The organism is Aequorivita sp. Q41 (genome assembly GCF_039831855.1).
GTDB lineage: Bacteria > Bacteroidota > Bacteroidia > Flavobacteriales > Flavobacteriaceae > Aequorivita.
The window spans coordinates 1,752,354-1,767,722 of record NZ_JBDPMS010000001.1 but is presented as its reverse complement, the minus strand read 5'-3'; the positions used below and the strand labels follow the sequence as shown (position 1 = coordinate 1,767,722).

The 15,369-nt window shown below is 35.3% G+C and carries 6 protein-coding genes; 3 read left to right on the top strand and 3 right to left on the bottom strand.

Annotated features, from left to right (window positions below; all coding sequences use genetic code 11):
• Positions 1 to 31: 31 nt before the first annotated feature.
• From ABJ955_RS08130 to ABJ955_RS08120, 3 genes are all read right to left on the bottom strand, one after another.
• Positions 32 to 2,614, bottom strand: a complete 2,583-nt coding sequence (locus ABJ955_RS08130; protein ID WP_347374086.1) for a fibronectin type III domain-containing protein — start codon at positions 2,612 to 2,614, stop codon at positions 32 to 34.
• A gap of 32 nt (positions 2,615 to 2,646) precedes the next feature.
• Complete coding sequence (locus ABJ955_RS08125; RefSeq protein WP_347374085.1) at positions 2,647 to 4,140, bottom strand: T9SS type A sorting domain-containing protein; 1,494 nt, start codon at positions 4,138 to 4,140, stop codon at positions 2,647 to 2,649.
• A gap of 184 nt (positions 4,141 to 4,324) precedes the next feature.
• Complete coding sequence (locus ABJ955_RS08120) at positions 4,325 to 5,977, bottom strand: tetratricopeptide repeat protein (protein WP_347374084.1); 1,653 nt, start codon at positions 5,975 to 5,977, stop codon at positions 4,325 to 4,327.
• Positions 5,978 to 6,438: 461 nt separating this feature from the next.
• On the opposite strand from ABJ955_RS08120, the gene ABJ955_RS08115 reads away from it, so the two are divergent.
• The 3 genes from ABJ955_RS08115 (at position 6,439) to ABJ955_RS08105 (ending at position 14,919) form a co-directional block, all read left to right on the top strand.
• Positions 6,439 to 7,923, top strand: a complete 1,485-nt coding sequence (locus ABJ955_RS08115) for a LuxR C-terminal-related transcriptional regulator (RefSeq protein ID WP_347374083.1) — start codon at positions 6,439 to 6,441, stop codon at positions 7,921 to 7,923.
• 391 nt (positions 7,924 to 8,314) lie between these two features.
• Positions 8,315 to 10,945, top strand: coding sequence for a GEVED domain-containing protein (locus ABJ955_RS08110; RefSeq protein WP_347374082.1), 2,631 nt, complete (start codon positions 8,315 to 8,317; stop codon positions 10,943 to 10,945).
• A 29-nt stretch (positions 10,946 to 10,974) separates the two neighbouring features.
• A complete protein-coding gene (locus ABJ955_RS08105; protein ID WP_347374081.1) occupies positions 10,975 to 14,919 on the top strand; it encodes a GEVED domain-containing protein in 3,945 nt (1,314 codons plus the stop codon).
• The last annotated feature ends 450 nt before the right edge of the window (positions 14,920 to 15,369 follow it).

The following is a 15,369-nucleotide window of genomic DNA, read 5'->3' as shown; positions in this document are numbered from 1 at the left end:
AGTCTCTTTTTAGATTATGTATTTAAAGATTTTATTCTTTCACGACCCTAAATACTTTTTCAGCTTTATTAATGGTTACTTTTATAAAGTATACCCCTTGTTGCATCGCATTTGTATTTAATTGAACCTGCGAAGTATTGCTCCTTACTTCAATTATTTTCTGTCCTAAGAGGCTATAGACTTCTATTTTCTCTATAGGATCTTTCGCGCTTAGGTTTAATTTATCTTTTATTGGATTTGGATAAAACATAAAAGAACTAAAATTTTCATTCGCAACTGCTAATTGCATTGTATTAAAAGATTCCGGACCGGTATATTCACTTTCATCATCCGTGGCACAAAGCGCACGAACATACACTTCGTAAGCCGTATCGGGGTCTAAATCAGTTAAAACTTGCCCAGGGTCTCCATCGGCATCTATTACACTCATCCCTGCAGTATTTGGATCAAAACCTAATGCTCCGTATTTAACTTCCCACGCTGTTTCGTTGCCAGATACTCTCCAGCTTACTTCAGCAGAATTTGTAGAAACGTTTGTAACACTAATATCTGTAGGTTGAGGGCATGATACTCCATCATCATTTACTTCAATACAGAAAGTACCTTCCATGGTGCCATCATCAAAACTCATAAACCCATTTATTTGAACAAAATAAGTATCGCCTGCTATTAAATCTGTTAAGGTTACTGTAGCTAAAAATCCAGTTCCGGTATTTCCACCGTCTTCATCACAGCCTACTTCGGCACCAAGGGTCGCAAGGTTGGCACAATCTGACGGAGCAGCAAACACAGCTAATTCTGTATCTTCTAAAGTTCCCCTCTCAAAATCTGTAGTAACTGTAACATTTCCACTTGCAGGCGCTTCAAAACTAAACCAAACAGTTTGTTCACCTGCTGCATCATAACAAGTTCCCATACGTTCGTTTACTTCTAATGTAGCCCCTACATTTGTATAACTACTGCCGGTGCAAGCCGCATCCACTACTAATGGTGTAGCATTACACAGCATATCATTTACAGGCGTCGTTTTTAAAGTTATTGGACCTGTATAATAACTATTCCCATCAGAACCGCCACACACAGACTTAACAAATACATTGTAAATATGCGCTGGAATAAGGTCTGTTAAAGAAACATTGGCACTACCGCTCACCACAGCAGAAAGACCATCTGTAAGTGGATCAAATCCTGGTTCTCCATATTTTACCAACCAATCTGTTTCTGAAGCTCCAGGGGTCCAACTAACAATCGCTGAGGTAGGCATAGCTTCATCTATTTGCATATTAACTGGTTTTAAACACGTCTGAGACTCTGTAACTGAAAGGTCGTCCATAGACAAATAGAATGGATAAAACCCTGGACCAACTTGTGCATTTACGCCAATATAAATTACTCCAGTGGTATCGGGTATAAATGCGCCAGTAACTTCTTGATAATCGCCTTGTGTAATTTCAGTGGTTGGAATAATTCTGTTAATCATCGCGCCAGAATCATTAGAAACGCCATAACTAGCAGTCACAGTTGCTCCTAATGTATTACTTTGTCTAGCATAAAAAGTAAGTGTATAACTTATTCCACCTTGAACTTCTATTGGATAAAACATCCAGTTTTCGCTTCCGTATGCTAAATAAATATTCCAGTCTCCAGTACGTGGTGCTCTATTGTTTGCTGTAATTGAGTTATTGGTTTTCCAATAGGTGTTTTGAATCAATTCTTGACTCCAACATCCGCCTAGGTTATCATTATGTGCGTATCCATTTTCAAACCCTTCAAAGAAAGGAACCGTTGCTGCTAAACAAGGGGTAAAAAACCGAAGAGGGCCACCAAATTCACTTTCCCCATTTCCATTATCACATACCGCTTTTATATAAATATCGAGTAGCGCGCCAGATTCTAAACCGCTAAGGCTTGTATTTGGGCTTCCTACAACAGATTTTGTTTCTCCTTCAGTTTCGGGATCGAAACCTGAAAGGCCATATTTTACAACCCACTCATTTTCTGAACCTCCAGCTCTCCAATTTAAATCTAAAGTAGTTGCAGTTAAGTTTTCAATCTCAAAACTTGAAGGTTTTGGACAACGCGGCAATGCTTCCACTGAAAACTCATCTACATAAAAACGAAATGCTGCTGTTGAAGTAGCTACTATGGCAATAAATACATCCTGCCCATCATAAGCAGCTAAATTGTAGGCGTAATTTACATATTCGCCTAAATCATCCACATCGGTTATAGTAATTTCTGAACCCAAAACAACCGTAAAATCTGCAGGATCCGCACCTGTAGTAGACAACTTAACATCGAATGTTTCTGGGTGTGCCACACCAGACCCACCTGCATAAAACGAAATATAATCTGATATTCCGGAGTTTACAGTGAATTGAGGTGAAATCAAATAATCGTCATGTGCATTTTCTTCAAAAGTAATACGAGCTCCCCCAGGACCTCGATATCCATCCCCAGCATTATAATGCCAAGTACCTCCTTGCCCATCATTATCATGTATTCTCCATTCCCGTGGAATTTCAGTATCGAAACTTTCGAGAAATTGGGCTGAAGCAGGCCAATATGCCATGCCTAAAAACATTATAACAGTTAAAATTTTAATTTTTTTCATGTTTTCTTTTTTATGCTTACTGTGTTTTTTTGTTAGTTTTTAATTATTTTCTGCGTCACTTTCAACCCATTTTCTAAAGTCACTTCTATAAAATAAATCCCTTTATTATAATTTGAAGTATCCAATAGTAATTTGGAGTTATTTATCGTTCTACTCTCATTTAAGAGTGCGCCAGTTATGGCGTAAACCCGTATGTAATCTAGCGCTATAGCCTGACTTTCAATATTCAAAATAGTTTCAGTAGGATTTGGGAACATGGATATTACGTTGTTATGCGCATCAAAATCTGTAAGCGCTAATAAGCTTGGGTTTTTAAAAATGTATGAAGAACCAGCATCGCCTATTTCGTTGGCACCCGTTTCGTCATGGTCTTCTGTTGGCGAACCTATAATTATTTTATCTTTATACATTCCTACACTCCATCCAAAAGCATCTTCACTTTGGGTATCAGCTCCTTGAATAATTTGATCTTCAACCCATACGCCAGAGTTTTCTCTTTTGTACAAGTAAACTTCTCCTGCTTCTGAACCGTATATGTGTGGTGCAGTTACCGCGATATAATCTTTCTGAATAGCGGTAGTCCATCCATATTGTACGCGATCATTGAAAGGATTACCTTTTAATTTCTGTACTTCAACCCATACATCATCACTATTTTTTTCAAAAACATAAGCAGTTCCTTTTTCTTGTTCTACTCCATAAGCACCAACTACCATTTGCTCTCCAGCCAAACTAACGGAACTTCCAAAAAAGTCATCGTCTACCCCGTCGGAAGCCATAATTGTTTGGTCATACTCCCAAACACCATTGCTAGTTTTAATATAGATATACACTGCGCCTTTACGGCCATCTACAGCATTTGCACCTATCGCTAGATAGTTTCCTGAAATTGAAACCCCAATCCCAAAAGCATCAAATGCTACTGGTAGGGGGCTCATTAATTTTTGGGTCTCCTCCCATACGCCAGCAACTTTAGTGAACACATAGACAGCACCAGTCCATGAGTCATCTCCTGGGGCACCGGCAACAATGGTATTAGCTTGAACATCTAATGAAGTAGGATTCATACCTAGTTTTGCATCGCTACTATAATCTGAGGCTATTAATTTTGCATCAAACTCCCAGTTGTTATTTAGATAGTCATAAATATATAGCGCTCCTGTTCTTTGAAGACCATCATAATCAGCTCTCCCAGCAGCAACCACTAAATAATCCTCTGAGAATTTTACACCACCACCATATTCTGCGCCGTTATTAGGATCTGTAGCGACCAATTGTTGTGCAAAGCCCCATTTTCCCTGGTTATCTTTTACATAAACATAGGCGGCTCCAGAGGCTCCATTTTCTCTTGAAGCACCTACTACAGCAAAGTTTTCAGTAATTGCTACTGAAGTTCCGAATTCGGCACGCCCCTCTCTGGTATCACTTACTATTTTTGCTTCCTGAGAGTATTGGGCATGTATTGCAGAAAACCCAAGACAGCAAGCAAGTAGAACAATACTTTTTTTAACGTTAATTTTTGTCATAAGATTAGTTTTAGATTAGATTTTTAAGCAGCAAAAACAAAAATCACTATATAGTTATAGTCCTGTTTTTCTTAAAAATCAATTCAGATTAATAATCTTATAAAAGTAGTTAGAAGCCGTAGGGATAGGGCTTAACGGCATTAGACATTTTGTGACATATAGCGCCTCATAACGTGACGTCCTCCTATAAAGCAGATAGATAGGCGTAGAGAGAAAGCTCATCGGGAACATTCATTTTCTTAGAAATACGTTCCTTTCGCTTTCTGCAAGATTGCGGTGTAATATTTAAAAGGGAAGCAATTTCTTTATAACTTAAATTCATATAAAGGAACGTTATAAATCTAATATCATTTTGGGTTAACTTAGGATGCTTGGCAGTAAGCTTATCTAAAAAACCTCTATTTAACTCTTCAAAATGCACAAAAAAACTATCCCATTGGGTTTCTTTTTTTAAATGCTTTTTTAAATCATTTAGCTTACTCTTCAATTGGGTGTTAGAAGCGATTTCTGTTTGTTTAGAAAGCGACTGCACAACATCTTCAATAAGTTCATTTTTACTCGCTAAATACATTGCCTTGGCCGTGAGCTCTCTATTTTTAGTATCTAACTCGTTTTTAAGTCGTTCTTTTTCAAGTAAGACTAAAGCTTCGGTTTCGCGATGTTTTCTTTCCACTAAAAGGTGGTCACTTTTCTCTTTAGCCAATTCTAACTCAATAATTTTTTTTCGTTGTTTGTGTTTTAATGAATTGTTTTTATAAACCCAAATTAAAAACCCCATCCCACCTATCACACATATAAGCACGGTATAATAAAACTGTTTCTCTTGATTCCGCGCTTTTTTGCTTTCTGAAAGTTCATGCTGATAATTCTGAATTTGGAATTTTACTTTTTCACTTTTAAACAAAGCCGCATTTTTTATTGCAAACAATGAATCTGTAGCTATTACTACCGAGTCTTTATAGAAAAAGGCTTTTTTATAATCGTCCGTTTTTCCATAAAGTGAAGCTATACGACTATAAATCTCTTTACGGCCTTCTAAGTTTTCTTGGGCATTACGCGCACGCAAAGCATACTCTAACGCAACTTTATATTGGTATTGTTTTTCATAAATCTGGCTTAGAATAAGCAAAAGTGTAATTTTATCATTCACCGTAGCATTCCCTTCTGAAATGGTAAGATTATTTATTTGTGGCAAAATTTGTAGTGCTAATTCAGAAGCTTTTGAAAATTGGTTTTTCAAAAATAGATTTTCAGCTTTTGCTATTTTTGCCAGCAGGAGTACATTGGATTTTTCCTCTAATAGGGGCAGTGCTTCCTCTATATATTTTTCAGCAAGTTCTATTTTTCCAATTTTATTTAAAAGCAAGGCTATATTAATCCCATAGGCACCAATCCTTTTCTTATCATCAACCTTTTTTGCAATTTCATAGGCCTTAAAAAAAGATTCTTCAGCCTTTATTTTATCATCCTCTTCAACATATAAAACACCAATATTATTGAAAACAGCCATTTCATTTCGAACTTCCAGGTGTTTTATAGCAATCTCATACGCCTGCAAGTAATATTGAAATGCTTCGCCATAATCCATCATTAAATAGTAGTTGGTCCCAATATTTAAAGTGGCATTAAAAGCTTGAGAATACCATTTATTGCGAATGGCAATTTCTTTGGCTGAAATTAACTCTTCAATCGATTTTATATGTTGTTTTTCTGATAAATATTTAACCCCCAAATCAATACGCGCCACAACAGCTTCCTGCGTTTCATTTTGAGCAAAAAACTGAAAAGGAAATAAGAACAAAACCAATAAAAAAATAAGGCGATCAAATACCTTCATTATTTTTTAAAAATTAAATATTTATTTTTAAAGTAGAGCCCAATAAAATATTAACTACAAACACATTACGAACCAAAGAATATGTTTATACGCGTTAATAAAAAGACTTTTGGAATGTATTTTCTTACAAAAATACGTGTAAATATAGAAAAAAGAGAGAGGGGAGAAATGAAACAATACTAAAACAGCAAAAAATAGTATTCCAAACGATTAAAAATGCACTAAAATCGGGTTAAAAGCTTTCAAAAAACACTTCAATTTTTAGAATGAATATGTATTGTAAAAATTGTTAAAAATACAAGTCTATTTTTTTTAGTTCTGGCGTCTAGAATTTGTATTTTCACAAACTAATAATAGTTCGCTGAAATTTATAAAAACCATCTATTTTGGCACATAACAAACAGTAACCCCAAAACTTAGCGCATTTTATTATTTTAATAAATGTTCAACAACTTTTTCTGATGCAATCTAATTTTAAAATCTTTTTATATTTAATCATCCCCTTTATTTACGCCTCAAGTTATACGCAAATAAACTCTCAGAATGATACGCATACCAAAGAGGTTTCTTTAGACATACGAATACAAGACAACCAAAAGTTGATGCTTACTGACTTAGAGCAAGCCAAACTTAACATGGAAGGCCTTCTAAAAGAAGCTCTTATCGTAGGTGATAAAAAAGCAGAATTACTTTTACTTGCTAATAAATGCAGGTATCATTTTCAGAAAGAAGATGCTTTTGGTTTAGTAAAAGCATCAGATGCGCTCTCTAAGAAGGCCGTAGAATACCATGATAACCGGATGCAATCCTTATCAAAAATGTACTTAGCTGAATCATTAAAATTCAATACGCTTTTTGAGGATGCCTTGATAGAATTGCAAAATGCCTTGCTACTTCTTGAAAAAGAAGACAGCCTTAACCTAAGCATAATAAATACGAAATCGAACATTTACATAAGTTTCGCCAATACTTACTCGCAGTTAAACAAACCTAGAACTGCCGTAAAGATGATGAAATTAGGAGGAAAAGAATTTAATAGAGTGCCCGAAGGTGACTACCGTAATTATTTAAATTACTTATATCATTCCAATCTCGGTATTTATTACATGGAATACAATAAAGACTCAACGGAATATCATGCCCGCCAGTCTATAAAATTAAAACCGAAAGATATTGATAAGGATGACGCCATCATGCTACGCAATTACCTTTCTCTTGGAAAAGTATATGCTCAAAAAAAGGAATTTGACACCGCAATTGAATATTTAAACAAGTCGGAATTATTAGCAATCGAAATTGGTGAAAATGTAAATCTTAAAGAGACATATACGACACTCATCGATATTGCGAAGCAAAATAATGATACCGATGCCTTTAAAGAATACAACAGTAGACTTCAATCATTAAAACTAGAGCAGTTTGAAACTAAAAATAAGTCGCTTCATCAAATCATTGAAAAAAGAAAATTAAAACAAAGCGAAATTGACAGTCAAAACCAACGCACTTTTTTTCTATGGATATTTATTATTATTGGTGTTTCCATAGTAATTGCTGTAATTTCAATGGTTATTTATAAAAATAAAATCCATTCTAAATACGAACAGCTCAGTAAGGAATATTTAGAAGATAATGAAATTTTAGAGGAAGACAAAGCTGCAATCTACAATGAAGTTATAGCGTTAGTTAAAAAAGACGACCCTGCTTTTATGGTTAGTTTTAACGATGCATTTCCAACTTTCACCGATAACTTATTAAAAATAAATCCTAAACTAGCAAAAGGAGAGGTTGAGTTCTGTGCCCTTCTAAAGCTAAACCTTACCACAAAACAAATTGCACAATACAAGGTAATTCAACCCCGAACTGTTCAGAATAAAAAATATCAGATTCGGAAAAAATTAAACATTCCCAATGATGTCGACATCTATAATTGGATTCACGGAGTTTGATGCTTTCAAAATAAGCCTTGCTTTTTATACTTTTTAAAATGCGGAAACTAAAATTATAGTGCTTACAAAAGGCTTCTATTTGTTTTAAAATAGCTTCCAATTGCAGCATGATTTTACTCATTTTATCTTTCTTTTTCGCACTACAATTAATTCCTTCCATCACATTTTATTCAAAAAAAATGCTTTTCCAGCCCAATTAAGCTTTGTTTTTAAATTTTCCCTTTTTTCGTTAAAAACCAGCTGCTTACATCGTTTTTAAGAAATTTAAATGTTAAAAAAATCGCGGAAAGTACCTTTTGAGTATGTGTTTTTTTGGCTTAAGAGCATATTACGATTATAATTGTCCTCAATAAAATTAACTCCCCAATTTTACTATAATTAAAATACACCTATGAACAAAAAGTACAAATTTACGCTGCTATTACTTGGTCTATTAATTTCAACGACCGTATTAAGCCAGCAAAAAAAATCGCAAACTGACGAATCCCGTAAAGGGAATGCACAATTTGATATGGTTAATACACCATCGACAATTATTAAAGACAACAGAGTCGTTAAAAGCAAAAAAATAATTAGGCCTTTCGCTGAAGAAAATTCTAATCAAAATAAAGCCAACTACTGCGAGCCTAGTTTTAACAATTGTTCCTCAGACTATATTAACAAAGTTATTTTTGCGGGCATCAATAACGACAGTGCGTGTAATCCATCATTAAATGATTATACAGACCAAGTAGGAATGGTAAAGACTGGAGAAACGTATACCATCTCAGTTAGGAATCATGCTATATCTTCACAAAATGTTTTTGTTTTTATCGACTGGAATCAAAACGAGATCCTAAATGACGTGGGTGAGGTTTATACAGTTGCCACAAATGTTCACCACAATGGCCCACACACTAAGGAGATTGAAATTCCACAAGATGCTGTTCTTGGGGAAACCAGAATGCGTGTTATACTACAATGGAATAATACAAATCCTAATCCTTGTATAACTTATAATACTGGAGAAGCTGAGGACTATACATTAAATGTGGTTGATGAAATACCCAATCTTCCTGAAGATTGCTCGCAATGGTCTCCTTCACAATATAATTTTACAGGTGGTTTTTTTATAGGTGATTATAACCAGCATTTAGCTATTGATATTGATGTTCTTCCTGAAAGCAGTTTTGAAATAAATACTATAAAAATTCAAACCTTAGATCAAGCTTCTTCTTTTGACCTTGTTTTTTATGATAATAATACAGATAACCTACCTGGAACTGCTTTTTTAAATATAAACAATGTTAGCATAATTGATGAAACATATTTAGGGTCTGGTCAGGATTTTGATTATTACGTTTATACTTTAGATGTTTCTTCAGACAATATCCTCTTTGAAGGCAATCAACAAGGAAGAAAAATATGGATGGAAGTGCTTACAGATGCTTCCGGATGGAATAACACAGAGAATTCAACATTAGGAAATTTTGGGGCTTATATTCATGATAATTCAAATGGATGGGGTTATACAACAGATAGAGAATTTGTCTATGAATTGATTGGAGTTTGCAATGGAGATCAAATACAAGATATTCCAAATAACGCATGTGAAAATGCCATACCTATTGTGTGTGGCAACCAAGTAACGGGAACCACTGTAGGAGCAGATGATTTTGGCGGAAATGCTTCCCCTGAAGTTTTTTATACATATACCGGTAATGGGCAACCAGAAAACATTGCACTTTCATTGTGCATAGGAACAGAATTCGATACACTTATGAGAGTTTTTACTGATTGCTCTTTGTCTAATGAAATTACCTACAATGATAATTTCTGCTATGCACGTTCTGTTGTCAACTTTGTTTCTGACGGAGTATCAACATATTATATTATGATAGAAGGAGCTTTCATTGCAGAAATAGGAGATTTTACACTTTATGCTAGTTGCGAAGAAATACCCCCTCAAAATGACATTCCCGCTGAAGCTATTTCTTTAGAATGTGGAGACAGAGTTCAAGGCAACAATGTAAATGCTACCAATACAATAGGCAATGCATCTGGTGATGTCTTTTATTCGTATACAGGTAATGGCATTGAAGAAGACATAACCGTTTCGCTTTGTAGCGTCTTTACAAGTTACGATACTGAAATTCGAGTTTTTGATGATATAAATCTTACAAATACAGTTGCTTATGTAGACGATAGCTGTGGTTTATTCTCACAATTAACCTTCTATTCAGATGGAACAAAAACCTACTACATCATGATTGAAGGTTCTGATAGTGAAGAAGGCAACTTTGGATTATACCTAAGCTGTTGGGATTACACCCCATATTGTAGCCCATTAAGTTTTGTTAATATTGAACCCATTACTAATGTTGAAATTGCAGATATTTCTCATAGAAGTAGTGCCGCGCCAACGAGCCCACCCCACGAAGTATTTACGAACATCACAGGAAATTTAAGACAAAATAGCACCTATGAAATTACGCTAGAAGGCTTTACAGGTTCCGATGGAGAATGGGAAGATTTTTTCACCGTTTTTATCGATTGGAATCAAAATAATATATTCAATGATCCAGGTGAAATGCATGAAATTGGTTCAATCTTTAATTCCACCGGCACCGATGGTAAGCAACTAAAAGGAACCATAACTGTTCCACAAGACGCCTTATTAGGTTCTACTGTTATGCGGGTACTTAAAAACTATGAAGTATCGCCAATAGACCCTTGTGCTAGTTACGGCTACGGACAAGTGGAAGACTATACAGTTATCGTAGACTCTCCCTTAGGGAACGAAAACTTTAGCACGAATAAAATTAATTTTTATCCAAATCCTGTAACAGATAGGATGCAAATAGAAAGTGACGAAATACTTACTAGTATTAGTATCTATGCTATTTCAGGTAAAGTAATTTACCAAGCTAGCCCTCAACTTCCTAAAGTTCAATTAGACCTATCCTTTCTTGCTAACGGAATCTACTTAGCAAAAGTGATGACAGACACAGAGGTTCAAACCATTAAAATTATTAAAGAATAATACCTACTAACCTTTAACCATAAAAAAATATGAAACGCTTTTATTTATTCCTGGCTTTATTAATACCCATTCTAAGTATTGGGCAAGCTACACAATGTACAATAGAGGAACCCGGGAACAATTTTGAAAATGGAGAATTCGGTTTACACCTTAAGCATATCGCCAATGATTTTGATGTTCCCGAAGGAACCACAATGTCGATTGAAAAAATAATACCCAATATTATTAATAACATTAGTACAGCAGATATAACATTTTACGAAGATGACAATGGTCAACCTGGAGCCATAATTACTTCTTTTACTGCGATTGTTCCTACTTCTCAAACTCAGGTAAGTAGTAATTTTGGGCTTCCTTGGTATGAAGTTGAACTGGATTTACCAACTGCAGTAGCACTCGAAGGTCTTGCCGGTGGATCTAAATACTGGGTTGGTATTATTGTAGCTATTGGCACCGATGCTGGAAGCAATTTCTGGGAAGTAAAGTCCAACGGAACTACAGTAGCTATGCATTCATCATTAGATGGAGGAGCAACATGGACTCCCAGCGCATCAGGTTTTGATGGTGTTTTCAACTTAATTGGAATGTGCGAAGCAGCAGCTTCGACCATGCCCTGCGAAATTGTAGAAATTGGAAACAATTTTGAAAATGCAGAATTTGGTTTACATGTTAAGCATATTGCCAATGATTTTGATATTGACGAAGGAGATACGATGCATATTTCTAAAGTTATTCCTACCATCGTTAATAATATTGGCGCTGCTGATATATTTATTTATGAGGACAATAATGGGCAACCTGGAAATATCATCACCTCTTTTGCTGGTGTTATTCCAACCTCTCAAACACAAGTAAGCACTAATTTTGGGCTTCCTTGGTATGAAGTTGAATTAGATTTGCCAAGTACGGTAACACTTGAAGGCCTTCCAGGGGGATCAAAATATTGGGTTGGTATTATTGTAGCTATTGGTACCGATGCCACAAGTAATTTCTGGGAAGTAAAATCCAATGGAACAACTGCCTTTATGCACTCCTCACTTGATGGAGGGGTAACTTGGACTCCAAGCGCATCAGGATTTGACGGAGTTTTCCAAATTCTTGGTGAATGCAATGAAGCCATTACAACCTTACCTTGCGAAATTGTAGAAACTGGAAACAATTTTGAAAATGCAGAATTCGGCTTACATGTTAAGCATATCGCAAATGATTTTGATATTGCTGAAGGGAGCTCAATACAAATAGAAAAAATAATTCCAACCATAGTTAATAATATTGGCGCTGCTGATATATTTATTTATGAAGACAATAATGGACAACCAGGAAACATCATCACTTCTTTTGCTGGTGTTGTCCCAACTTCTCAAACACAGGTAAGCACTAATTTTAACCTTCCTTGGTATGAAGTTGAATTAGATTTTCCAAGCCCTGTAACCCTTGAAGGGCTTCCAGGGGGATCAAAATATTGGCTAGGGCTTTATGTGTATTTCGGAACCGATGCAACAAGTAATTTCTGGGAGGTAAAATCTAATGGCTCAACTGCCTACACACATTCCTCCCTAGATGGAGGAGTAACTTGGACACCTAGCCCTTCTGGATTTGACGGAGTTTTCCAAATAATTGGTGAGTGTACTGGCGATATTGTAATTGAAGATATATACTGCGCAGTAGAAACTAATATTGCAGTGGCACCAATTACAAAACTAACATTTGCAGGTATCGACAACACAACGAATGCAGACCCAACAAGCCCTTCACATGAATATTTTTTAAATAATAAAGGAAATGTTGAGCAAGGAAGTGAATATCAAATTACCGTAGAAGGAAACACAAATGGAAATTTCACTAGCTATTTCACTGCATTTATAGATTGGAATCAGAATGAAATTTTAGACGATGCAGGTGAAATATACGAAATTGGCACAATTACAAATTCAACAGGAACTGATGGACAGCAAGCCACAAGCAACATTTATATCCCAATAAATTCAGATATTAATGATACACGCATACGTATTATTAAAACTCAAGATTCATATGCCTTAGATCCTTGTAGCTCAATTGATATTGGACAAACAGAAGACTACACTATAACTATCGCTAAGTTTCAAGATACATATTGTGAGGTTGATGTTGCTGTAAATGTTAACCCTATAACAAGGGTGCTTTTTTCAGATATTGATAATGCCAGCTCTCCAGATATAACTTCTCCAAAACATGAATATTTTTTAAATATTGAAGGGAATATTGAAAAAGGACATGCATACGATATTACTGTTGAAGGAAATACAGATGGTTCCTTAACCCAATATTTCACCGCATTTATTGACTGGAATCAAAATGGAATCTTAAATGATGCAGGCGAGATTTATGAGATTGGGACTCTAACAAATTCAACAGGTACCGATGGACAACAAGCTACAACAACTATCGATGTTCCCTTGGGTGTTCTATCTGGTAGCACTAGAATTAGAATAATTCAATGGCAATTTCAATTTTCTTATGACCCTTGTATGACAATTGCATTTGGGCAAGCTGAAGATTATATATTAAATGTAACTGAATATACCAATCCTTATTGTGAAGTTGTGATTACAGATACCGTAACCCCAATTACAAATGTTTCGTTTGCAGGAATTCAAAACACCACCTCTGAAGCAACCACTTCACCTGCACAAGAAATATTTATTGATATTAATGGCGCAGTGGCACAAGGCAATGAATACTTAATGAGACTAGAAGGTGTTACAGCTGGTGACAACACTCATTATTTTACAGCTTTTTTCGACTGGAATCAAAATGGAATCTTAGACGATGCTGGGGAAGTGTATGAACTAGGAAATATAACCAATTCAACAGGAACAGATGGTATTGAATTATTGAAAAAAATTCAAGTTCCTGAAGATGCTTTATTAGGAGAAACGCGGATGAAACTTATTAAAAGCTTAGATGCTTCGCCATTAGACCCTTGTGGAACGTATACATCGGGACAATCAGAAGATTATTCTATAACCGTTTTCGATTATTGCCTCCCAGATATTCCCCTAAAAGCGCCTATAACAAGAGTAATTTTTGCAGGTATAGACAACAGTTCACCTTCAGATCCTTTTACAGCTCCAAGCTATGAGCCTTTCTTAGATATAGAAGCAAATGTACTTACTGGAGAAACCTATGATGTAACGCTTCAAGGAAATCCAATTTGGGATATCTGTTATTCGGTTTTCATTGACTGGAACCAAAACGGAATCTTAGACGATGCAGGCGAAGTTTACGAAATTGACTGTGTAGGTTGGGTGCCTGGCGGAGGAGAAGGGGAACTTGCCTTAGGAACTATTGATGTACCTCAAGATGCCGTTACCGGAAAAACAAGAATGCGAGTTATGGCAAATGCAGACAGTGGATACTCGTTAGACCCCTGTGGCAGTTATTATTATGGACAAGCAGAAGATTATACTGTTGTAGTAAGAAATACGCCTATTCCAGTTTGTGAAATAGAATGCCCACAAGACATCGTTGTTGAAATTGCAGTAGGCCAAACTGGAACTGTTGTAGATTATAACATTGATTTTGATTGCGACAACACAACAGATGTAGCTTTAAAGTTACTAAATGGCTTGCCATCGGGTTCCGAGTTTCCTGTGGGTGAAACTACTGTAACATTTAACCTTGAGCATGAAGGTGAAGTGATTAATACTTGTGAATTTACAGTTACTGTGCAAGCAGTATTAAGCACAGAAGGTTTTGAAGAAAACACCTTTAAAGTATATCCAAACCCAGTAAATGCCTTATTAAATATTTCAGCTGCTAAAGCAATCAATACCATTCAGGTATTCGATTTAGCAGGCAAGAAAGTATTTAGTGAAAGTCCGCGTAGCAGAACAAGTCAAATTAATGTATCAGGCTTAGAACCTGGTGTTTATTTAATGAAATTAATTTCAGACGACTCTGTAAGTTTAGTTAAAGTGATAAAAATGTAGTACGTTTTTCTCATTTATTTAGTTTGTAGTTGATAGCCCCGAAGTTTTTACTTCGGGGTTTTTTTATTACTAAACTTCTTTCTAACTATTAATTAGCTTTATAAAACACGTTATTATTTTACCTACAATACTATTGAAACAATTTTTGAAACAGTAAGGTTTGTAACTCTAAGAAAGTAAATACCTATAAAGCTAAAAAAGGATTAATGCAACAGAAATTAAAAACTCTGTTCTTGTTAAAGCTTCTAAATTTTATAAGAAAAAACTAAACTCCTATAAAATAAAAGTAAGCAGGAGTTTAAATAGCTTAAATGTAATTGAACAAGACAAAGCTGTAATTAATTCAATAAAATATTATCAAAAACAAGTTAGCTTTTCAAATAACAAGCTAAGATTGACATTTCTTAATTTGCTATTCGAAGCCGTATAAACAGCTACAATAAAAGTTAG